Genomic DNA, 21981 nt, shown 5'->3' on the forward strand with positions numbered 1-21981 from the left:
ACGCGAGTGGCCGGCGATCGCATACATGGGCCCGAGGGCATCGGGCGGGCACTGGCCACACAAAACTATCGGCGCTAGTTTGGCGTCGCGGGCGGAAACAGGATGCGGAGGGCAGCAGCGTGGACAGCAGGACAGGCACGGCAGGCGGTGGCGAGGGCGTCCACCAGGGGCGCGACGAACTCTATGTCGACGGGCGCTGGCAGCCGGCGCTGGCCGACGCGTGGATCGACGTGGTCGCCCCCGCGACCGAGCAGGTGATCGCCCGCGTCCCGGCCGGCGATGCCCGCGACGTGGACACGGCGGTGCGGGCGGCCCGCCGGGCGCTGCCCGGATGGGCGGCGACCGAGCCCGAGCAGCGGGCGGTGGTGCTGGCCGCCGCGGCGAATCTGATGGCCGAGCGGCGCGACGAGATCGCCGCCACGGTCGCCGCCGAACTGGGCGCGCCGCCGAAGTTCGCGATGGCGGTGCACACCGACATGCCCACCGCGGTGATGAGGTCGTTCGCCGAACTCGCCGCCGAGCACCGCTTCGAGGAGCGCATCGGCAACTCCCGGGTGCTGCACGAACCCGTCGGCGTGGTCGGTGCCATCACGCCCTGGAACTACCCGCTGCACCAGGTGGTGGCGAAGGTGGCGCCCGCCCTCGCCGCGGGGTGCACCGTGGTCCTCAAGCCGGCCGAGGACACCCCGCTCGTGGCCCAGTTGATGGCGGAGATCCTGCACGCCGCGGGCCTGCCCGCCGGGGTGTTCAACCTGGTCACCGGGCTCGGACCGGTCGCGGGCCAGGCGCTCGCTGAGCACCCAGGGGTCGACCTGGTGTCCTTCACCGGCTCGACCGCGGTGGGGCGGCAGATAGGCGCGGCGGCGGGCGGCGCGGTCAAGCGGGTCGCGCTCGAACTCGGCGGCAAGTCGGCCAACGTGATCCTGCCGGGCGCGGACCTGGCCCGCGCGGTCAACGTCGGGGTGGCGAACGTCTTCGCCAACTCCGGCCAGACCTGTAGCGCCTGGACCCGGATGCTGGTGGACTCCGCCCGCTACGAGGAGGCGGTCGAACTGGCCACGACCGCCGCCGCGAAGTACGTCCCCGGCGAACGGCTGGGCCCGGTGGTCAGCGCGAAGCAGCGGCAGCGGGTCCGCGGCTACATCACCAAGGGTATGGAGGAGGGTGCCAAGGTCGCGATCGGCGGCCCCGACGCACCCGAGGGCCTCACCACCGGCTACTACGTGCGCCCCACCGTCTTCACCGACGTCGCCCCGGAAATGACGATCGCCCAGGAGGAGATCTTCGGCCCGGTGGTGGTGCTCATACGGTACGAGGACGAGGAGGACGCGCTGCGGATCGCCAACGGCACCGTGTACGGGCTGGCCGGGGCCGTATGGGGCGCCGACGAGGCGGAGGCGGTCGCCTTCGCCCGGCGGATGGAGACCGGCCAGGTCGATATCAACGGCGGCCGGTTCAACCTGCGGGCGCCCTTCGGCGGGTACAAGCAGTCGGGTGTCGGGCGGGAGCTGGGTCCGCACGGCCTGGCGGAGTACCTCCAGACGAAGTCCCTGCAGTTCTGAGCAGGCCGCACTGAGCAGGCCGCACCGGGAAAGCCGTACCGCCCGCTGCCCCACCGTTCGACCGTCCGATGCCGACGTCCGTCGCGAGAAGTCCAGGAGATACCGTGGTCCGTGCTGCCGTACTGCCCGAAGTGAACGCTCCACTGCTGGTCACCGACATCGAGTTGCCGTCGCCCGGGCCCGGCCAGGTGCGGGTGCGGCTGGCGGCGGCGGGGGTGTGCCACTCGGACCTGTCGCTGTCCAACGGCACGCTGCGGCAGCCGGTGCCGGCGGTGCTCGGCCACGAGGGCGCGGGCACCGTGGTGGAGGTGGGCGAGGGTGTCACCCATGTCGAGGTCGGCGCCGAGGTGGTGCTCAACTGGGCACCGGCCTGCGGCAGCTGCCACTTCTGCGGGCTGGCGGAGCCGTGGCTGTGCGCCGACGCGGGCGCGGCGGCGGCAGCGCCCTACGCGCGACTGGCCGCGGACGGCAGCGAACTGTATCCCGGGCTGGGCACCGCGGTGTTCGCGGAGGAGACCGTGGTGGCGGCGAACGCGGTGCTGCCGCTGCCCGCGGGGGTGCCGCTGGCTGACGCGGCGCTGCTCGGCTGCGCGGTGCTGACCGGCTACGGCGCGGTGCGCCATGTGGCCGGGGTACGGCCCGGGGAGTCGGTCGCGGTGTACGGAGTGGGCGGGGTCGGCCTGGCGGTGCTCCAGTCGGCCCGGATCGCCGGGGCGGAGCGGATCATCGCGGTCGACGTGGCGCCGGGCAAGGAGGAGTTGGCCAGGGCGGCGGGCGCCACGGACTTCGTGGTGGCGGGCGAGGACACCGCCAAGCGGGTCCGGAAGCTGACCGGCGGTCACGGCGCGGATGCCGCGGTGGAGTGTGTGGGCCGTGCGGAGACGATCCGCACCGCGTGGTCGTCCACCCGGCGGGGCGGGCGGACCGCGGTCGTCGGTATCGGCGGGCAGGACCAGCAGGTCACTTTCAGCGCGCTGGAACTCTTCTACTTCGGCCGCACGTTGTCGGGGTGCGTGTACGGCAACTGCGACCCGGCGAAGGATCTCCCCGTCCTCGCCGGGCACGCACGCGAAGGGCGGCTCGACCTGTCCGCACTGGTCACCGACCGTATCGGCCTCGACGGCATACCGGATGCCTTCGAGGCGATGACCGCCGGCCGCGGCGGCCGGGCCCTGGTGGTGTTCTGACCGGCCGCCGCGGGTGGGCGAATATCAGGGTGAGGGCTGGGCGACCTGGGCCAGCCAGGGTTCGTGGGCGCCGTCGAAGGGACCGGAGCGCTCGGTGACCGCGTGCATCAGCCAGGACGCGGACTGGACGGCGGAGCGGATGACGTCGGCGGGATAGCCGTACCGCACCTGGTGTTCGGCGAACTCGTCCTCGTCGACGAGGACCGGGAGCCGGGTGCCGCGGCGGCGCAGGACGTCGAGGTCGAGGTCGACCATGGTCACCTCGGTCGCGGACGGCCACTGCGGCGGGGTGGTGATGTCGCAGTAGATCTCGGTGCGGTGCGGGGCGGCGTTGAAGGTGGCGGTCCACCAGGAGTCGAGGGGGAGGAGGAGGATGTGGGCTTCGGGAAGGTTCATGGTCAGGTCGTAGCCCTTGCGCGTGGTGCTGCCGGCGGGGAGGCCGAGCCACGTTCCGTGCTCGTCCTCACCGAGCCGGCGCATCTTCAGGTTCCAGTGCAACGAGCCGTCGTACTTGGTCCAGTTGACCTGGACGAGATCATCGGCGGTTCCGTCGAAAGCGGGCATGTGCGTCATGCTGTCACCGGATGGGCGGTGCGCTCAGCGGAATTGGAGTGCCAGTCCGTCGATGAGCGCACGCAGGCCGGTTTCGAACGCTCCCTGGTCGATCTGCTCGCGGCGTTCGGCCAGCAGGTGGGCCTGGCCGAGGTGCGGGTAGTCGGCCGGGTCGTACGCCTGGGGGTCGCCGACGAAGCCGGCGGCGAAGGAGCCGAGCGCCGAGCCGGTGACGAAGTAGCGCATCAGGGCGCCGATGTGCGTCGCCTGGGCGGCGGGCCAGCCGGCCTCGACCATGGCGCCGAAGACGGCGTCGGCCATCCGCAGGCCGGCCGGCCGCAGCCCGGGGCCGACGGCGAGGAAGGGCACGATGTGCGGGTGCTCGGTCAGCGCGGCGCGGTAGGAGCGGCCCCAGGCCAGGAGGGCGGCGCGCCAGTCGGGCCGGCCGTCGGGCGAGGGGGCGAACATCGACAGGTCGACCTGGGCGATGACCGTGTCGGCGGCGGCGTCGAGGATCGCGTCCTTGGTGGCGAAGTGGTTGTAGAGGGAGGGCCCGCTGACCCCGAGCTCGGCGGCGAGGCGGCGGGTGGACAGCGCGTCGAGGCCCTCCTCGTCGATGAGGGCGAGCGCCGTCGTCACGATGCGGTCGCGGCTGAGCAGGGGCTTGCGGGGGCGGGCCATGCGGCACATAGTAGAGGCTGCCGACAGAAAACTAGCGCCGTTAGTTTAATGGGTGTGGAAGGGCCGGGTGACCGCGGTGGACCTTGAGCTGTCCGAGGAGCAGGCTGCCGTGAAGGCGCTGGCGAGGGATTTCGCGGACCGGGAGATCGCGCCGTACGCCGCCGGGTGGGACCGGGCGGAGAGCGTGGACCGCGGGATCGTGAAGAAGCTCGGCGCGCTCGGCTTCCTGGGGCTGACGATCGACGAGGAGTACGGCGGTTCGGGCGGCGACCACCTGGCGTACTGCCTGGTCACCGAGGAGTTGGGGCGCGGGGACTCCGCGGTGCGCGGGATCGTGTCGGTCTCGCTCGGCCTTGTCGCCAAGTCGATAGCGCACTGGGGCAGCCCGGCCCAGAAGCGGGAGTGGCTGCCGCGGCTGACAGCCGGTGACGCGGTCGGCTGCTTCGGCCTCACCGAGCCCGGGACCGGTTCGGACGCCGCCAACCTCACCACGCGGGCAGTGCGGGACGGCGACGCGTACGAGATCACCGGCAGCAAGATGTTCATCACCAACGGCACCTGGGCGGATGTCGTCCTGCTCTTCGCGCGCACCGGAGGGGAGGGGCACCGGGGGGTGAGCGCTTTCCTCGTGCCGGCCGACGCGCCCGGCCTCACCCGCCGCGAGGTGCACGGCAAGCTGGGGCTGCGCGGGCAGGCCACGGCCGAACTGGTGCTGGACGCGGTGCGGGTCCCGGCGGACGCGATGCTCGGGCCCGAGGGCAAGGGCTTCTCGGTGGCGATGTCCGCGCTGGCCAAGGGGCGGATGTCGGTGGCCGCGGGATGTGTCGGCATCGCGCAGGCGTGCCTGGAGGCGGCCACCGGATACGCCGGGCAGCGCGAGCAGTTCGGGGTGCCGATCGCCCGGCACCAGCTGGTGCAGGAGATGATCGCCGACATCGCCGTCGACGTGGCCGCCGCACGGCTGCTGACCTGGCGCGTCGCCGACCTCATCGACCGCGGGCAGCCCTTCGCCACGGAGTCGTCGGTCGCCAAGCTCTACGCCAGCGAGGCCGCGGTGCGCTGCGCCAACAACGCGGTGCAGGTGTTCGGGGGCTATGGCTATATCGACGAGTATCCGGCGGGCAAGCTGCTGCGGGACGCGCGGGTGATGACGCTGTACGAGGGCACCAGCCAGATACACAAGCTGCTCATCGGGCGGGCGCTGACCGGTGTGTCCGCGTTCTAGGGAGCCGTCCGCACGCCCCGCGCGCCTGGCTCCGCGCCGTTGGCTAAGCGCTTGCTCACCCGGGACGGTAGGGTATGGCCCTGTCGGCCAAGTGGGTGGACAGGTGTGAGGAGCGTGGGATGACGGCTGCGGAGGAGGCGACCGGCGAGGCGTGGGGTGACATCACCCCCGACGCCGCGAGGCGGCTGGTGATCGCCGCGGTCGAGGCGTTCGCGGAGCGCGGCTATCACGCCACCACCACCCGGGACATCGCCGGGCGGGCCGGGATGAGCCCCGCCGCGCTCTACATCCACTACAAGACCAAGGAAGAGCTGCTCTACCAGATCAGCAAGGTCGGCCACCACCGGTCGCTGGCGATGCTGGCGGAGGCGCGCGACGCCGAGGGCACCCCGGCCGAACGGCTCGCGGGGGCGGTCCGCGTGTTCGTGCGCTGGCACGCCGAGCACCACACCACCGGCCGCATCGTGCAGTACGAACTCGGTGCCCTCGCCCCCGAGCACTACCGGGAGATCGTCGTACTGCGCCGGCAGAGCGAGGACGCGATCCGGACGATCATCAAGGACGGGGTGGCGACCGGGGAGTTCGACGTGCCCGACGTCTCCGGGACCACCCTCGCGGTGCTGTCGCTCTGCATCGACGTGGCCCGGTGGTTCAGCCCCGACGGCAGCCGCACCCCCGACGAGGTGGGCGCGCTCTACGCCGGGCTGGTGCTGCGGATGGTCCGCCGGATCGACTGACCGAGCGGCGCTCGGGCCTGCTCGGAGCCGGCGCTCGGAGGTACCAAGACGTGCGAAGAGCTGCTCAGAGGTAGAAGCGCACCACGGTCTCGGCCACGCACACCGGCTTCTCGCCGCCCTCGCGTTCGATGGTCACCTGGGAGACGAGTTGCACGCCGCCGCCCGCCTCCGACACCTCCGCGATCTTCGCGGTGGCCCGCAGCCGGGAGCCGACCGGCACGGGGGCGGGGAAGCGGACCTTGTTCAGGCCGTAGTTGACGCCCATCCGCACCCCCTCGACGCTGAACAGCAGCGGGGTCAGCGACGGGATCAGCGAGAGCGTGAGGAAGCCGTGCGCGATGGTGGTGCCGAAAGGTCCCTGCGCCGCCCGTTCGGGGTCGACGTGAATCCACTGGTGGTCCCCGGTCGCCTCGGCGAAGCGGTCGATCCGCGTCTGGTCGACCTCGATCCAGTCCGTCCAGCCGAGTTGCACGCCGACGGCGGCGCGCAGCTCGTCGAGCGAGGCGAAGACGCGGGGCTGCGACATGGCGGTGGGACCTCCTGGACGACGGGTTTCCAAGCGCTTGCTCAGCATGGTTCGGTCCACCCGTCGTGTCAACGTGCCGACGCCGTACGGCCCGCCGCGCCGCGGTCGGTTCAGCCGCGGGCCAGCAGCTCGAGCCGTGCGGACGACGCGGTGCCAGGCCGCGCGTGGTACGTGATCAGCATCTGCCCGGGTGCCTGCGGCAGCGCCAGCTTCTCGTAGTGCAGGTCGAGGTCGCCGGCCCGCGGGTGCCGCAGCAGCGTGACCCCGCTGGTCCTGATCCGCACGTCCTGCCGCGCCCACAGCGTGCGGAACCGCTCGCTGCGCAGGGTCAGCTCGCCGATCAGCGCCAGCAGCCGCGGGTCGTCCACCCCCGCGGCCATCGAGCGCAGATGGGCCACGGTCTTCGCGGTCATGGCGTCCCAGTCGCGGTAGTACGCGCGCATCGCCGGTTCGAGGAAGGCGGCGCGCAACGTGCTGGTGCCGGGGGCGAAGTACGGGTTGAGCGCGACGGCGAGCGGGTTCGCGGCAAGCGTGGTCAGGGAGCGGCCGACCACTGTCGCGGGCGTGGCGGTCCAGCTGTCGATCAGCGACCGTACGCCCGCGGCGGCCCGCTCCGGCCGCAGCGCGCCGCCGCCGTGCCGGGCCGCCGGGCGCCGCGGCCGGGCGAGCGCGCGCAGATACGTCTCCGCGTCGGCGTCCAGCCGCAGCGCGCGGGCCAGGCTGTCGAGCACCTGGTCCGAAGGGTGCTGGTCGCGGCCCTGCTCCAGCCGCAGGTAGTACTCGACGCTGATCCCGGCCAGCAGCGCGACCTCCTCCCGCCGCAGCCCCGGCACCCGGCGCCTGCTTCCCGCGGGCAGCCCCACGTCCTGCGGCCGCAGCCGCTCCCGCCGCAGCCGCAGATAGCCGCCCAGCTCGCTCACCGTGGCCATGCCACCCAGCGTACGGCCGGGCGCGCCGCTCATCCTGTCCCTCCCGCTACCAGTGTCCACAGGGTCTTACTCTGCGTGACGGTCGGCCGCACCATCGAGAGAGCCGACCGGGCGGACCGGCGGCACGGCGGAGAGAGCGGGAGCAAGCGGTATGAGCGGCGAACGGGTACTGGTCACGGGCGGTTCGGGATTCGTGGGCGCGCACTGCGTCGTACGACTGCTGGAGGCGGGATACCGGGTACGGGCCACGGTGCGTTCCGCGGCGCGGGAGGCGCAGGTGCGCGCCATGGTGACGGAGGGCCTCGCGCGACCGGGCGGCCCGGGCGGCCCCGCAGGCGCCGCCGCCGATGTCACCTTCGCCGTCGCCGACCTGGCCGGGGACGAGGGCTGGGCCGAGGCCGTCGACGGGTGCGCGTACGTCCTGCACGTCGCCTCGCCCTTCCCGCCGGGCGAGCCCGCGCACGAGGACGACCTGATCGTGCCGGCCCGCGACGGCGCCCTGCGCGTGTTGCGGGCGGCGCGCGCGGCGGGGGTGCGGCGGGTGGTGCTCACCTCGTCGTTCGGCGCGGTCGGCTACGGCCACCCGCAGACCGAGGCGCCCTTCACCGAGGAGAGCTGGACCGACCTCGCGGGCCCGGGCGTCAGCGCCTACGTCAGGTCCAAGACGCTGGCCGAGCGCGCCGCCTGGCGGTTCGCGGCGGCGGAGGGCGCGGGGACCGAACTCGCGGTGGTCAACCCGGTGGGTGTCTTCGGCCCGGTGCTCGGCCCCGACTACTCCGCCTCCGTCGCCCTGGTCCGCCACCTGCTCGACGGCGCGATGGCCGAGGTGCCGCGGCTGCACTTCGCGGCGGTGGACGTGCGCGACGTCGCCGACCTGCACCTGCGCGCGATGACCGACCCGGCCGCTGCGGGGGAGCGGTTCGTGGCGGCGGCCGACGGCGTGATGTCCCTGCACGAGGTCGCGGTGCTGCTGAAGGAGCGGTTGGGCGCGGCGGCGGCGAAGGTGCCGACGGCGGAGGCGGCCGGCGCCGGACCGGTGGCGGTACGGCACACCAGCAGCGCGAAGGCCCGGCGGCTGCTGGGGTGGGCGCCCCGGACGGGTGCGGAGGCGGTGCTCGCGACGGCGGAGAGCCTGCTGCGGCTCGACCGGCGCTAGCCCCGGGCCCCGGCGCCAGGCCGCCCGGCCCCCGGCCGCCCCGCCAAACGGCCCCCCGCCCCCGGCCGCCCGGCCCCGCCGCCCGCTCCCACCGTGCCCCGGCCCCCGGCCCCCTCACCCGCGGCAAAGCGACAAGTCGACCCGCCACCAGGCGATATCGAGTGGCGTCCGCCTCCCGGATCGGGCACGATGCGCGAGTTCCGCCCCCGCCGGGGCCGCCGTACCCGAGGAGCCCGAGAACCGCATGAGCCTGCGCCACCACGAGATCGCCGAGTCCGGGCACCGCATCCTGAACCCGATCACCGAGGAGAAGCTGATGCTCCTCGGCGAGATCTGCCGCCTCCGGGAGGGGCAGCGGCAGCTCGACCTGGCGTGCGGGAAGGGGGAGATGCTCGCCCGCTGGGCGGAGCGGTACGGCACCGGGGGCGTCGGGGTCGACCTGAGCGAGGTGTTCCTGACCGCGGCCCGGCTGCGCGCGGCGGAGCTGGGGGTGGCCGAGCGGCTGGACTTCGTCCGCGGCGACGCGGGGGCGTACGAGGCGGAGCCGGCGGCGTACGACGTCGTGTCCTGCATCGGGGCGACGTGGATCGGCGGCGGGCTCGGCGGCACCATCGAGCTGCTGCGGCCGGCGCTGCGCCCGGGCGGGCTGATGCTCATCGGCGAGCCGTACCTGACGGAGCCGGCGCCGGAGGAGGCGCTGGAGGCGATGGGGTTCGGCCCGGAGGAGTTCACCTCGCTGGTGGGCACCTCGGAGCGGTTCGAGGCCGCCGGGACGGAACTGGTGGAGATGGTGCTGGCGGACGGCGACAGCTGGGACCGCTACGTCGCGGAGCAGTGGTTCGCGATCTCGGACTGGCTGCGCGCGGTGCCGCCGGACCACCGGGACGCGGCGGACATGCGGGAGTTCCTGGCGCACAGCCGCCGTACGCACCTGGAGTACCAGCGCCGGTACCTCGGGTGGGGCGTGTTCGTGCTGCGGGCGGCCTGAAAGAGATGACGCCCCGACCGCGGGACGGGCCGCGGCCCCACCTCGTGTGCGGCCCCGCCTTGCGCGCGGTCCCCGCGCCCGGGTGATCCGCCCCATATCACCGTGTTCACGCCACAACCGGCTCCGGCCGAATCCAAAAGCTGACGTATGTTCATCTTCCGGCGACCCCGTACCGGCGGTAACCTCCGCGCACCGGTATCCGGAAGGAGCAGTTATGCCGCTACGGACCCCACGACGGATCGGCACGCGCGTCGGCAGACGGATCGGTACCCTGAGAACCGCGGCAGCCGCCGCGCTGCTCGCCCTCGGCGCCACCCTCATGGCGCCGGGCGCGATGGCCGCCCACGCCGCGGACTCCACTACCGACTACTGCGGCGGGCAGTGCTCGGACATCCTGCCGCCCGGCGAGAACGGCAACGCCACCCTCGCCGACATCCTCGCCAACAAGGCGTTCGGCACCCGCCCCGCCCACACCACGGACCAGCTCGGGCCCTACTCCTCGCTCGCGACCGGGTACCAGAACCTGACGGACTCGACGTTGAGCAGCTTCTTCAACTCCTCGTCCTTCGGGGTGCCTTCGGCCCAGGTCGCCTCGGTGATCAGCCCGCGCTCCGATGTCACCATCACCAGGGACAAGGCCACCGGGGTGCCGCACATCAAGGGCACCACCCGGGACGGCACCGAGTTCGGCGCGGGATACGCCGCCGCGCAGGACCGGTTGTGGCTGATGGACCTCTTCCGGCACGTCGGCCGGGGGGAGCTGTCGTCCTTCGCCGGCGGCGCCGCCGCCAACCGCGGCCTGGAGCAGGAGTTCTGGCAGCAGGCCCCCTACACCGAGGACGACCTCCAGGCCCAGGTCGACTGGCTGAGCACCCACAGCGGCGACCGCGGCAAGCAGGCGCTGGCCGACGCGCAGGACTACATCGACGGCATCAACGCCTACATCACCGCGGCGAAGAGCGGCCGGTACTTCCCCGGGGAGTACGACCTGACCGGGCACGTGAACGCGATCACCAACGAAGGGGACATCGAGCCGTTCAAGCTCACCGACCTGATCGCGCTCGCCTCCGTGGTCGGCGCGCTGTTCGGCACCGGCGGCGGCGGAGAGGTCCAGTCGGCGCTGTCGCTGCTGGCCGCGCAGCAGAAGTACGGCGTGCAGCAGGGCACGAACGTGTGGGAGTCGTTCCGGGAGCGGGACGACCCCGAGGCCACCTCGACCGTGCACGACGGCACTTCGTTCCCGTACGCGGGCAAGCCGGCGAACGCGCAGGGCGAGGCGCTGCCCGATCCGGGCTCGGTGGTGCCGGAGCCACTGGTCTACGACGAGACCGGCGGCGCGACGCAGAGCACCACGAAGAGCCCGGGCGTGCTGCCCGCGAACCTCTTCTCCACCCCGCGCAAGGGCATGTCCAACGCGCTGGTGGTCAGCGGCGCGCACACCGCCAGCGGCCACCCGGTCGCCGTGTTCGGCCCGCAGACCGGCTACTTCGCCCCGCAGCTGCTGATGCTCCAGGAGCTCCAGGGCCCGGGGATCAGCGCGCGCGGCGCGTCGTTCGCGGGGCTCGGCATGTACGTCGAGCTCGGCCGCGGCCAGGACTACGCCTGGAGCGCCACCTCCGCCTCGCAGGACGTGACCGACACCTACGCGGTGCAGCTGTGCCAGGACGACACCCACTACATCCTGCACGGCAGCTGCGTGGCGATGGAGAAGCTGGAGCGGACCAACTCCTGGTCGCCGACGCTCGCGGACTCCACGCCCGCCGGGTCCTACCGGATGCAGGTGTACCGCACCGCGTACGGGCCGGTGATCTACCGGGCCACGATCGGCGGGAAACCCGTGGCCTACACGCAGTTGCGCAGTTCGTACATGCACGAGGCCGACTCGATCATCGGGTTCCAGGAGCTGAACGACCCGGGGTTCGTGCATGACGCGGCGTCGTTCCAGAAGGCGGCGCAGGACATCAACTACATCTTCAACTGGTTCTACGCCGACTCCCGGCAGACCGCGTACTACAACAGCGGCACCAACCCGGTGCGCGCGAGCGGGGTGGACGCGTCCTTCCCGGTGTGGGGGACCGGCGCCTACGACTGGCAGGGCTGGGACCCGACCCACAACACGGCCACCTACACGCCCGCTTCGCAGCACCCGCAGTCCATCGACCAGGACTACTACATCAGTTGGAACAACAAACAGGCGCCCGGCTACACCTCGGCGACCTTCGGCAACGGCTCGGTGCACCGGGCCGACCTGCTGGAGGACCGGGTCAAGGCGCTGGTCCAGGCGGGCGGCGTGACCCGGTCGTCGCTGGTCAAGGCGATGTCGGACGCCTCGCTGACCGACCTGCGCGGTGAGGACGTGCTGCCCGACCTGCTCCAGGTGATCAACAGCCAGCCGGTCACCGACAGCCAGGAGGCCACCGCCGTCCAGCAGTTGACCACCTGGCTCGGGCACGGCGCCAAGCGCACCGAGACCTCCGCCGGCTCGCACACCTACGCCGACGCGGACGCGGTGCGGACCATGGACGCGTGGTGGCCGCTGCTGGTCAAGGGCGAGTTCGCCCCCGGGCTCGGCACCGACCTGTACACCGCGCTGGCCACGGACCTGAGCATCGACGAGTCGCCCTCGGCCGGGCACGGCCCGACCGGCTCGCACGCGGGCAGCTCCTTCCAGTACGGCTGGTGGTCCTATGTCGACAAGGACCTGCGGCAGGTGCTCGGGCAGAACGTGAAGGGGCCGCTGGCGCAGACCTACTGCGGCGGCGGGCAGCTCTCGGCCTGCCGGGACGTGCTGCTGTCCACGCTGAAGCAGGCGGCGGCCACCCCGGCGACCACCGTCTACCCCGGTGACGACGGCGGCTGCTCGGCCGGCGACCAGTGGTGCGCCGACTCGATCGTGCAGCGGCCGCTCGGCGGCATCACCGACGACCGGATCAGCTGGCAGAACCGCCCCACCTACCAGCAGGTGGTGGAGTTCCCCGCGCACCGCTGAGCGGGAAGGCGCCACCGCGCGCCGCGGCACCGTACGGCCCTGGGGGCCGGGTCCCGAGTGGGGCCCGGCCCCTGCCGCGTCCCCCGCGCGGCGGCGGGCCGCCGGGCGGCCGGGGCAGGCCCTTCCGCGATGGTGACCGACCGCTTAGTATGCGAAGGTCATGCCGTCGAGTCGAAGGAGACACGTCGTGGTCGTGGAAGCGCTGCGCGACGCCCGGGTGGTCGTCACCGGGGCCGGGGGCGGGATCGGGGCCGCGCTGGCCCGGCGGTTCGCGGCCGAGGGTGCCCGGGTCGCGGTCAACGACATCGACGCCGACGCCGCCCGGAAGACCGCCGACGAGATCGGCGCGGCCGTGGTCCCCGGCGACGCCTCCGATGTGGTGCCGGCCGCGCGGACCGCGCTCGGCGGCGGCATCGACGTGTTCTGCGCCAACGCCGGCGTCGGCACCGGCGGCGGCCCCGAGGCGGACGACGCCGCCTGGGAACTGGCCTGGGACGTCAACGTGATGAGCCACGTCCGCGCCGCCCGCGCCCTGCTCCCGGAGTGGCTGGAGCGCGGTTCCGGCCGCTTCGTGTCCACCGTCTCCGCCGCCGGGCTGCTGACGATGATCGGCGCGGCGCCGTACTCCGTGACCAAGCACGGCGCGCTCGCCTTCGCCGAGTGGCTGTCGCTCACCTACCGGCACCGCGGCATCCGCGTGCACGCGGTGTGCCCGCAGGGGGTGCGCACCGCGATGCTCGCCACCACCGGCCCCGCCGGCGACCTGGTGCTCGCACCGACCGCGATCGAACCCGAGGACGTCGCCGACGCGGTGCTGGCCGGGATAGCGGCCGACCGCTTCCTGATCCTGCCGCACCCCGAGGTGGCGGGCTACTCCGCCGCCCGAGCTGCCGAACCCGAGCGGTGGCTGCGCGGCATGAACAAGCTTCAGCGCCAGTACGAGCAGCAACTCGCCGCCCAGGACGGCGGCTTCGCGAACGGTCCGGCGAGCAGCCCGGCGGGCGGGCCCGCGGGCGGACCCGCGGGCGGACCCGCGGACGGGTCCCGGGACGGGAAGGGCGGCCGGGCATGACGACCTCCGCGGACCAGCCGTGGCTGCGGCACTTCACCCCGGAGCAGCGCGCCGAGACCGAGCACCCGCCGTCCGTGCTGCACACCTTCCTCGCCGTCGCCGAACGCGCCCCCGACCACCCGGCGCTGCGCTACTTCGACGGCACCCTCGGCTACGGCGAACTCGACGCGCTCTCCGACGGCCTGGCCCGCCACCTCGCCGCCCGCGGCTTCGCCCCCGGCGACCGGCTCGCGGTCATGCTCCAGAACGTGCCGCAGTTCGCCATCGGAGTGCTCGCCGCATGGAAGGCGGGCGGGGCGGTGATCCCGGTCAACCCGATGTACAAGCAGCAGGAGCTGTCCCACATCCTCCACGACGCGGGCGCCGCCGCGATCCTGTGCTCGCGCACCGCCTGGGACGAGTACGTCCGGCAGACCGTCGCCGGCTCGCCCGTCCGGATCGCGCTGACCGCCGACGAACACGACCTCCAGACCCGCGACGACCCCCGGGTGCTCGGCGAACGGCGGCCGCCCGCACACGAACCGGCCACCGAGGGCTCGCCCGCCGGGGAAGCGCCCGACGGCGCCCTCACGCCGCAGGACGTCCTCGCCGCCGCCCGCGCCCACCTTGGGCCGCGCCCGGTGCGCACCGCCGCCGACCTGCCCGCCGCCGGCGACACCGCGCTGGTCAGCTACACCTCCGGCACCAGCGGCCGCCCCAAGGGCGCCCTCAACACCCACGGCAACATCTCCTTCAACGCCCACCGCCAGGTCCGCATCCAGCAACTCCCGGACGACGCCGTGCTGTTCGTCCTGGCGCCGCTGTTCCACATCACCGGCATGGTCTGCCAGTTCGCCGCCGCCCTCGCCGGCGGCCACACCGTGGCGCTCGCCTACCGCTTCGAGCCCGGTGTGGTGCTCGACGCGTTCCGCGAGCACCGCCCCGCCTACACCGTCGGCCCCTCCACCGCCTTCATGGCGCTGCTGGCCCGCCCCGACGCCGCGCCCGGCGACTTCGCCTCCTTCCGGCTGATCTCCTCCGGCGGCGCGCCGCTGCCGCCCGCCGTGGTCGAGGACTTCCGGGCCCGCTCCGGCGGCCACTACCTCGCCAACGGCTACGGCCTGACGGAGTGCACCGCGCCGTGCGCGAGCGTGCCCCCGGGCCTGGAGGCGCCCGTCGACCCGGACTCCGGGACCCTCGCGGTCGGCGTGCCCGGCCCCGGCACCATGGTCCGCATCCTCGACGACGACGGCGCCGAGGTGCCGTTCGGGCAGCACGGCGAGATCGCGGTCAGCGGGCCGATGGTCGTACCGGGGTACTGGAACAAGCCCGAGGCGACCGCGGCGGGCCTGCCCGGCGGCGAGCTGCGCACCGGCGACATCGGCTTCATGGACGAGGACGGCTGGCTGTACGTCGTCGACCGCAAGAAGGACATGATCAACGCGTCCGGCTTCAAGGTCTGGCCGCGCGAGGTCGAGGACGTCCTCTACACCCACCCGGCCGTGCGCGAGGCCGCCGTGGTGGGCGTGCCGGACCCCTACCGCGGCGAGAGCGTCAAGGCGTACGTCAGCCTGCGGCCCGGCGCCGCGGTCGAGCCAGCGGACCTGGTCGCGTACTGCCGGCAGCGGCTGGCGGCGTTCAAGTACCCGCGGCAGGTCGAGGTGCTGGTCGAGCTGCCCAAGACCGCCAGCGGGAAGATCCTGCGCCGGGAGCTGCGGACGGCGGCCGGATAGGGTCCGTACCGGTCGGAAGGTCGGAACGCCGGCCGGCCGCGGACGGCACGAGGAGAGGGCAGTCATGGCACGCAGAGCGACGAGCGGCAGCAGCGGTGGTGGCGGCACGGCCCCCGGCGCCACCGGAGGCGTGCCCGAACGGCTGCTCGCCGAGGCCACCCGGCTCTTCGCCGAGCGCGGCTACGACCGCACCTCCGTGCAGGAGATCGTCGAGGCGGCCGGCGTCACCAAGGGCGCCCTCTACCACTACTTCGGCTCCAAGGACGACCTGCTCCACGAGATCTACGGGCGCGTGCTGCGGCTCCAGACCGAGCGGCTCGACGCGATCGCCGCCCGGCCCGTCCCGGTCACCGAGCGGATCGCCGAGGCCGCCGCGGACGTCGTGGTGACCAGCATCCAGAACCTCGACGACACCAAGATCTTCTTCCGCTCGATCCACCAGCTCGGGCCGGAGAAGCAGAAGGCGGTGCGCGCCGAGCGCCGCCGCTACCACGAGACGTTCCGCGCACTGATCGAGGAGGGCCAGCGCGACGGCCTGCTGCGGCCCGAGCCGCGGCCGGACCTGGTCGTGGACTACTTCTTCGGCTCCGTGCACCACCTCGGCACCTGGTACCACGCGGACGGCCCGCTCACCGCCGAGCAGGTCGCCGCCGAGTTCTCCGACCTGCTGCTGCACTCGCTGCGGCCGCCTACGAACCCGGGAGATCCCACGTGAAGGCATGGCGTGTCCACCACAACGGCGAACCGCGCGAGGCGATGCGGCTCGACGACATAGCCACCCCGGCGCCCGGCGCGGGCGAGGTGCTGCTGCGGGTGCGGGCCGCCGGCGTCAACTTCCCCGACGCGCTGCTGTGCCGCGGCCAGTACCAGGTCCGCCCGCCGCTGCCCTTCACCCCCGGGGTCGAGCTGTGCGGGGACGTCGTGGAGCCCGGCGCCGGCGTCACCGGACTCGCCGCCGGCGACCGCGTCATCAGCCCGGCGGCCCTGCCGGCGGGGGCGTTCGCCGAGTACGTGGTGGTGCCCGCGGCCGGTGTGCTGCCCGCGCCCGCCGCGCTCGACGACGCCGAGGCCGCGGCGCTCCACGTCGGCTACCAGACCGGCTGGTTCGGGCTGCACCGCAGGGCGGCGCTCCAGCCCGGCGAGACGCTGCTCGTGCACGCGGCCGCGGGCGGGGTCGGCAGCGCCGCCGTCCAGCTCGGGAAGGCGGCGGGCGCCACCGTCATCGGGGTCGTCGGCGGGGCCGAGAAGGCCAAGGCCGCCCGCGAGGCGGGCGCCGACATCGTGGTCGACCGGCGCACCGAGGACTTCGTCGCCGTCGTCAAGGAGGCCACCGGCGGGCGCGGCGCCGACGTCGTCTACGACCCCGTGGGCGGCGACGCGTACGCCCGCTCCACCAAGTGCATCGCCTTCGAGGGCCGCATCCTGGTGGTCGGGTTCACCAGCGGGACGATTCCCGCGCCCGGGCTCAACCACGCGCTCGTGAAGAACTACACGATCCTCGGGCTGCACTGGGGGCTGTACAACACGCACGACCCCGCGGCGGTGCGCCGCGCCCACGACGACCTCACCCGGCTTGCCGCGGAAGGCTCTGTCAAGCCGCTCGTCAGCGAACGCCTTCCCTTCACCGCCGCCGCGGAAGCGGTTCAGCGCGTCGCTGACGGCACGACGGTCGGACGGCTCGTCGTCCTCCCCTGACCTGCCGTGCCCCTGGGCAGGTGACGCTCTTTCCGCGGAAGAAGCCGAGCAAACCCAGGGGCGCGGGGAACTGCGCGACCAGCCCACCACCGGCAGGTGGTCCCTGAACCGGCGCAGCGCACCACCCCGGAGGGTCGCGTCACACGTACTTGCGGAGCTCGCGCCGAGCGAGCGACCGCTTGTGGACCTCGTCCGGGCCGTCGGCGAGGCGCAGGGTGCGCACGCCTGCCCACAGTTCGGCCAGCGGGAAGTCCTGGGAGACTCCGCCGGCGCCGTGCACCTGGATGGCGCGGTCGACGATCTGCTGGACGGCGGCCGGCGTCGCGATCTTGATCGCCTGGATCTCGGTGTGGGCGCCCTGGTTGCCGACGGTGTCCATCAGCCAGGCGGTCTTGAGCACCAGCAGCCGCAACTGCTCGATCTGGACCCGGGCTTCGGCGATCCACTCCTGGATCACGCCCTGCGCGGCGAGCGGCTTCCCGAACGCGGTACGGGTGTTGGCGCGCCGGCACATCAACTCCACGGCCCGCTCGGCCATGCCGATCAGCCGCATGCAGTGGTGGATGCGGCCGGGCCCCAACCGCGCCTGGGCGATGGCGAACCCGCCGCCCTCCTCGCCGACGAGGTTGGTGACGGGCACCCGCACGTCGTGGAAGACCACCTCGGCGTGCCCGCCGTGGTCGCCGTCGTCGTAGCCGAACACGCGCATGCCGCGGCGGACTTCGACGCCCGGGGTGTCGCGGGGGACCAGCACCTGGCTCTGCTGGCGGTGCCGGTCGGCGGCCGGGTCGGTCTTGCCCATCACGATGAGCACGGCGCACTTGGGGTTCATCGCCCCGGAGATGTACCACTTGCGGCCGTTGATGACGTACGAGTCCCCGTCGCGCTCGATCCGGGTCTCGATGTTGGTGGCGTCGGAGGAGGCGACGTCGGGCTCGGTCATCGCGAACGCCGAGCGGATCTCCCCGGCGAGCAGCGGTTCCAGCCACTCCTTGCGCTGCTCGGGGGTGCCGAACTCGGCGAGCACCTCCATGTTGCCGGTGTCGGGCGCCGCGCAGTTGAGCGCGGGCGGGGCCAGGTGCGGGCTGCGGCCGGTGAGTTCGGCGAGCGGCGCGTACTGGAGGTTGGTCAGGCCCGCGCCGTGCTCGCCGGGCAGGAAGAGGTTCCACAGGCCCTGCGCGCGGGCGGTCGCCTTGAGCTGCTCGACCACCGGCGGCGCCGTCCAGCGCTCGTCGCCGACCGCCTGCTCGCGCTGCGCGGCGAAGACCGGCTCGGCCGGGTAGACGTGCTCGTCGAGGAACGCCGAGAGCCTGGCGCGCAGCTCCTCGGTCCTGGTGTCGTAGCCGAAGTCCATGGGCCCTCAGTCCTCGTCTCGGGTGGTGGAGTGCGGTGCGGTGCCGGCAGGCTGCCCGGCGCCGGAGGTCCGCGCGGTGCCGGCGGTGCGCAGGGTGTGCAGCCCGCGGTCGATGAAGACCGGTACGACGGTGCCGATCCGGTCGAACCCGGCGCCGACGGTCTGCCCGAGGGTCCACCGGTAGTGGATGCCCTCCAGGATCACGGCGAGCTTGAAGTAGGCGAACGCGGTGTACCAGTCGACGAAGGACACGTCGCGGCCGGACCGCTCGGCGTAGCGCGCGACGATCTCGCGGGAGTCGGGGTGGCCGGGCGCGCCGCCGGTGGTGGGTGCCGCGAGCAGGTCGGCGCTGCGCTGCTCGGTGTACATCACCAGCAGCCCGAGGTCGGTGAGCGGGTCGCCGAGGGTGGACATCTCCCAGTCCAGTACGGCGGTGAGCCGGCCGTCGGTGTCGATCAGCACGTTGTCCAGGCGGTAGTCGCCGTGCACGATCGCGGGTGCGGGGGAGTGCGGCAGGCTGCGGCCGAGGGCGGCGTGCAGTTCGTCGACACCGGGCAGCTTGCGGCTGCGGGAGGCGTCGAGCTGCTTGCCCCAGCGGCGCAGCTGGCGGTCGAGGAAGCCTTCGGGCCGCCCGAAGTCGGCCAGGCCCACGGCCGCCGGGTCCACCGCGTGCAGGTCCACCAGCGTGTCGACCAGGGTGTGCACGGCCGCCCGGGTGCGCTCCGGGCCGATCTCCCGCAGCTGGTGCTCGCTGCGGTAGGGCGTGCCGGCGACGAACTCCATGACGTAGAAGGGCGCGCCGATCACCTCCGGGTCGTCGCAGCGCAGCAGGGTGCGCGGCACCGGCACGGCGGTGTCGGCGAGGGCGGTGATCACGCGGTGCTCGCGGCCCATGTCGTGCGCGGTGGCCAGTACGTGGCCCAGCGGCGGGCGGCGCACCACCCAGGTGCCGGTGCCGTCGGTGACGCGGTAGGTGAGGTTGGAGCGGCCGCCCTCCAGCAGGTCGGCCCGCAGCTCGCCGCGGACCAGGCCCGGGTGCTCCCGGTCCAGGTGGTGGCGGAGGCGGTCGAGGTCCAGGCCCGGCGGGTTGGCGGATGCACTCATGCCGGGGATCGTACCGACTGGTTGGTATGGGGTCCAGTGCGCCTGTGGCGGCGGCCGTGCTCGCGCGGTGCCCCGCCGGCCGGCGGCGGCCGCATTGACGGTGGCCGGGCCGCCCGCCTAGGCTCAATCCCATGGGTGAACGCGATTCATATATGCAGACGGCGGGTTCGGCGGCGGCCCCCACCTCCGGGCAGACCATCACCGAGGTGCGGCTGACGCCCATCCTGATCGCCGATCCGCCGCTGCTCAACACCCAGGGGGTGCACCAGCCCTACACCCCGCGCCTGATCATCGAGGTGGTCACCGCCGACGGCACCAGCGGTGTCGGCGAGACCTACGGCGACCGCGGCTACCTCGACCTGGTCGCGCCGCTCGCCGAAGCGCTGCCCGGCCACCAGGTCAGCGACCTGAACGGGCTGTTCACCCTCGCCGAGCGGGTGTGCGGCGAACCCGGCGGCGTCTCCGACTCCGTCAGCACCGGCGGGCTGCGCGGGGTGCAGACCGCGGACAAGCTGCGGCTGTCGGTCATCTCCGGGTTCGAGGTGGCCTGCCTCGACGCGCTCGGCAAGTCCCTGGGCCTGCCGGTGCACGCGCTGCTCGGCGGGAAGGTCCGCGACGCCGTCGACTACAGCGCCTACCTCTTCTACCGCTTCGCCGAGCACCCGCAGGGCGCCGGGGAGCCCGACGACTGGGGCGCCGCCCTGGACCCGGCAGGCGTCGTCGCCCAGGCCCGCCGCTTCGCCGACACCTACGGCTTCGGCTCCTTCAAGCTCAAGGGCGGCGTCTTCCCGCCCGCGCAGGAGATCGCCGCCGTACGGGCGCTGGCCGAGGCGTTCCCGGGCAAGCCGCTGCGGCTGGACCCCAACGGCGCCTGGTCGGTGGAGACCTCGCTCGAGGTCGCCCGCGAGATCGGCGACGTGCTGGAGTACCTGGAGGACCCGGCGAGCACCACCGACCGGATGGCGCGCGTGGCCGCGCGGACGGACGTGCCGCTGGCGACGAACATGTGCGTGACGACCTTCCCGGAGATCCAGGAGGCGTTCACCCGCGGCGCCGTGCAGGTGGTGCTCTCCGACCACCACTACTGGGGCGGGCTGCGCAACACCCAGCACCTCGCGGCGATCTGCCGCACCTTCGGGGTGGGCCTGTCCATGCACTCCAACACCCACCTGGGCATCAGTCTCGCCGCGATGACGCACGTGGCCGCGACCGTGCCCAACCTCGACTACGCCTGCGACACGCACTACCCCTGGCAGACCGACGACGTCATCACCGAGCGGCACGTCTTCACCGACGGGCGGCTCGCCGTCTCCGACCGCCCCGGGCTCGGCGTCGAACTCGACCGCGACGCCCTCGCCCGGCTGCACCAGCGCTGGCTGGACGACGACGGCACGATGCGCGACCGCGACGACGTGGCCGCGATGCGCAAGGCCGACCCGGACTGGCAGACCCCGACGGTGCCCCGCTGGTAGGCAGGGCGGACCGTACGGGGCCGGGGAACCCCGGTGCCGTACGGGCCCTCAGGGGGAGCGGTGCGGCGGCGCCCGGGGCCGTCACGCGTCGGCGCGGTCGCGGTCCTCGCGGGCGGCCGCCGTCCGCGCCGCCAGGCGGCGGCGGTCGGGCCAGCGCACCGAGCGGGCCCAGCCGAGCAGTTCGAAGATCCGGATCAGCCGGGCGCTGGAGTCGAGCTGCCCGGGCAGCACGCCGTGCCGGGCGGAGGTCGGGTCGGCGTGGTGCAGGTTGTGCCAGGACTCGCCGCCGGACAGCGGCGCCAGCCACCAGACGTTGCCGGAGCGGTCGCGGGACCGGAAGGGGCGCGAACCGGCCACGTGGCAGATCGAGTTGATCGACCAGGTGACGTGGTGCAGCAGCCCGATCCGGACCAGCCCGGCCCAGAAGAACGCCGACAGCGCGGCCGTGCCGTTCCAGGGGTGCGGCCCCCACAGCCCGCCCGCCACCGCGGGCAGCCCGAACGAGGCGGCCACGACGAGGGGTTGCCAGCGCGCCACCCGCACCAGGTCGCGGTCGGCCAGCAGGTCGGGTACGTAACGGGCCTGGTTGGTCTTCTCGTTGGTGAACGTCCAGCCGATGTGCGCCCACACCATGCCCTTGGCGACCGCGGCCGCGGACGTGCCGAACCGCCACGGCGAGTGCGGGTCGCCCGGCCGGTCCGCGAACTGGTGGTGCCGGCGGTGGTCGGCGCACCAGGTGATCACGTCGCCCTCCACCGCCAGCGTGCCCGCCACCGCGAGGGCGATCTTCAGCGGGCGGGCCGCGCGGAACGACCGGTGCGTGAACAGCCGGTGGTAGCCGACCGTCACACCGTGCACGGCCACCGCGTACGCCACCGCGCCGATCACCACCTCGTGCCAGCCGATGCCCCAGCCCCACAGCACCGCGACGGACGCGATCACCGCGGCGAACGGCACCCCGACGAACAGGCCGACCACCACCCGGTCGGAGGTGCCCATCGGCTCGCCCCACGGGGCATCTGCGGAACTCGTCGCCATCG

At 73.5% G+C, this 21981-nt stretch carries 19 protein-coding genes; 12 read left to right on the plus strand and 7 right to left on the minus strand.

The genetic code is table 11. The features are described 5' to 3' along the window. The first annotated feature begins 209 nt into the window (after window positions 1-209). Window positions 210-1562, plus strand: a complete 1353-nt coding sequence (locus AC3EVP_RS20425) for an aldehyde dehydrogenase family protein (protein WP_435131749.1) — start codon at window positions 210-212, stop codon at window positions 1560-1562. Window positions 1563-1666: 104 nt separating this feature from the next. Continuing rightward, window positions 1667-2749: a zinc-binding dehydrogenase gene (locus AC3EVP_RS20430; protein ID WP_435131605.1), complete on the plus strand. Its 1083-nt coding sequence runs from the start codon at window positions 1667-1669 to the stop codon at window positions 2747-2749. A gap of 24 nt (window positions 2750-2773) precedes the next feature. Here the strand turns inward: AC3EVP_RS20430 and AC3EVP_RS20435 are convergent, their stop codons facing one another. Next, the gene (locus AC3EVP_RS20435) at window positions 2774-3313 is read right to left on the minus strand and encodes a DUF402 domain-containing protein (protein WP_335982276.1); all 540 of its coding nucleotides are present in this window, start codon (window positions 3311-3313) and stop codon (window positions 2774-2776) included. 33 nt (window positions 3314-3346) lie between these two features. Next, a complete protein-coding gene (locus AC3EVP_RS20440; protein ID WP_335982278.1) occupies window positions 3347-3982 on the minus strand; it encodes a TetR/AcrR family transcriptional regulator in 636 nt (211 codons plus the stop codon). Window positions 3983-4058: 76 nt separating this feature from the next. On the opposite strand from AC3EVP_RS20440, the gene AC3EVP_RS20445 reads away from it, so the two are divergent. After that, on the plus strand, window positions 4059-5207 hold the full coding sequence (locus AC3EVP_RS20445) for an acyl-CoA dehydrogenase family protein (protein ID WP_335982338.1): 1149 nt from the start codon (window positions 4059-4061) through the stop codon (window positions 5205-5207). A gap of 119 nt (window positions 5208-5326) precedes the next feature. After that, window positions 5327-5944: a TetR/AcrR family transcriptional regulator gene (locus AC3EVP_RS20450; protein ID WP_335982280.1), complete on the plus strand. Its 618-nt coding sequence runs from the start codon at window positions 5327-5329 to the stop codon at window positions 5942-5944. Window positions 5945-6008: 64 nt separating this feature from the next. Here AC3EVP_RS20450 and AC3EVP_RS20455 read toward each other — a convergent pair whose 3' ends face one another. Both AC3EVP_RS20455 and AC3EVP_RS20460 read right to left on the minus strand, forming a co-directional pair. Then, complete coding sequence (locus tag AC3EVP_RS20455) at window positions 6009-6470, minus strand: MaoC family dehydratase (RefSeq protein ID WP_435131608.1); 462 nt, start codon at window positions 6468-6470, stop codon at window positions 6009-6011. Between the two features lie 110 nt (window positions 6471-6580). Further along, window positions 6581-7399: a helix-turn-helix domain-containing protein gene (locus AC3EVP_RS20460; protein WP_435131609.1), complete on the minus strand. Its 819-nt coding sequence runs from the start codon at window positions 7397-7399 to the stop codon at window positions 6581-6583. A 151-nt stretch (window positions 7400-7550) separates the two neighbouring features. On the opposite strand from AC3EVP_RS20460, the gene AC3EVP_RS20465 reads away from it, so the two are divergent. The 7 genes from AC3EVP_RS20465 to AC3EVP_RS20495 all read left to right on the plus strand — a co-directional run bounded on the left by AC3EVP_RS20465 (window position 7551) and on the right by AC3EVP_RS20495 (window position 17011). Beyond that, on the plus strand, window positions 7551-8555 hold the full coding sequence (locus AC3EVP_RS20465; RefSeq protein WP_435131611.1) for an NAD-dependent epimerase/dehydratase family protein: 1005 nt from the start codon (window positions 7551-7553) through the stop codon (window positions 8553-8555). 244 nt (window positions 8556-8799) lie between these two features. Next, entirely contained in the window at window positions 8800-9543 is a 744-nt protein-coding gene (locus AC3EVP_RS20470; protein ID WP_335982288.1) for a methyltransferase domain-containing protein, read from the plus strand. A gap of 214 nt (window positions 9544-9757) precedes the next feature. Further along, window positions 9758-12532: a penicillin acylase family protein gene (locus AC3EVP_RS20475; RefSeq protein ID WP_435131613.1), complete on the plus strand. Its 2775-nt coding sequence runs from the start codon at window positions 9758-9760 to the stop codon at window positions 12530-12532. A 193-nt stretch (window positions 12533-12725) separates the two neighbouring features. Next, on the plus strand, window positions 12726-13604 hold the full coding sequence (locus AC3EVP_RS20480) for an SDR family oxidoreductase (protein ID WP_435131750.1): 879 nt from the start codon (window positions 12726-12728) through the stop codon (window positions 13602-13604). Continuing rightward, the gene (locus AC3EVP_RS20485; RefSeq protein WP_435131614.1) at window positions 13601-15316 is read left to right on the plus strand and encodes an AMP-binding protein; all 1716 of its coding nucleotides are present in this window, start codon (window positions 13601-13603) and stop codon (window positions 15314-15316) included. The genes AC3EVP_RS20480 and AC3EVP_RS20485 overlap by 4 nt, the downstream gene beginning before the upstream one ends. Window positions 15317-15380: 64 nt before the next feature. Next, window positions 15381-16031, plus strand: coding sequence for a TetR/AcrR family transcriptional regulator (locus tag AC3EVP_RS20490; protein WP_335982294.1), 651 nt, complete (start codon window positions 15381-15383; stop codon window positions 16029-16031). Then, complete coding sequence (locus tag AC3EVP_RS20495) at window positions 16028-17011, plus strand: NADPH:quinone oxidoreductase family protein (protein ID WP_435131616.1); 984 nt, start codon at window positions 16028-16030, stop codon at window positions 17009-17011. Before AC3EVP_RS20490 ends, AC3EVP_RS20495 begins: the two co-directional genes overlap by 4 nt. Window positions 17012-17150: 139 nt before the next feature. Here the strand turns inward: AC3EVP_RS20495 and AC3EVP_RS20500 are convergent, their stop codons facing one another. Both AC3EVP_RS20500 and AC3EVP_RS20505 read right to left on the minus strand, forming a co-directional pair. Next, a complete protein-coding gene (locus AC3EVP_RS20500) occupies window positions 17151-18365 on the minus strand; it encodes an acyl-CoA dehydrogenase family protein (protein WP_435131618.1) in 1215 nt (404 codons plus the stop codon). Window positions 18366-18371: 6 nt separating this feature from the next. Further along, window positions 18372-19469, minus strand: a complete 1098-nt coding sequence (locus AC3EVP_RS20505) for a phosphotransferase family protein (protein ID WP_435131619.1) — start codon at window positions 19467-19469, stop codon at window positions 18372-18374. A gap of 152 nt (window positions 19470-19621) precedes the next feature. Between AC3EVP_RS20505 and AC3EVP_RS20510 the strand changes: the two genes are divergently transcribed. Next, window positions 19622-20941 carry a glucarate dehydratase family protein gene (locus AC3EVP_RS20510; protein ID WP_435131751.1) on the plus strand — a complete coding sequence of 440 codons (1320 nt, stop codon included), beginning with the start codon at window positions 19622-19624 and terminating at the stop codon, window positions 20939-20941. Window positions 20942-21022: 81 nt separating this feature from the next. On the opposite strand, the gene AC3EVP_RS20515 is transcribed toward AC3EVP_RS20510, so the two are convergent. Continuing rightward, window positions 21023-21979 carry an acyl-CoA desaturase gene (locus tag AC3EVP_RS20515; protein WP_435131620.1) on the minus strand — a complete coding sequence of 319 codons (957 nt, stop codon included), beginning with the start codon at window positions 21977-21979 and terminating at the stop codon, window positions 21023-21025. Between the last annotated feature and the right edge of the window lie 2 nt (window positions 21980-21981).

It is taken from the genome of Actinacidiphila sp. bgisy144 (genome assembly GCF_057708105.1).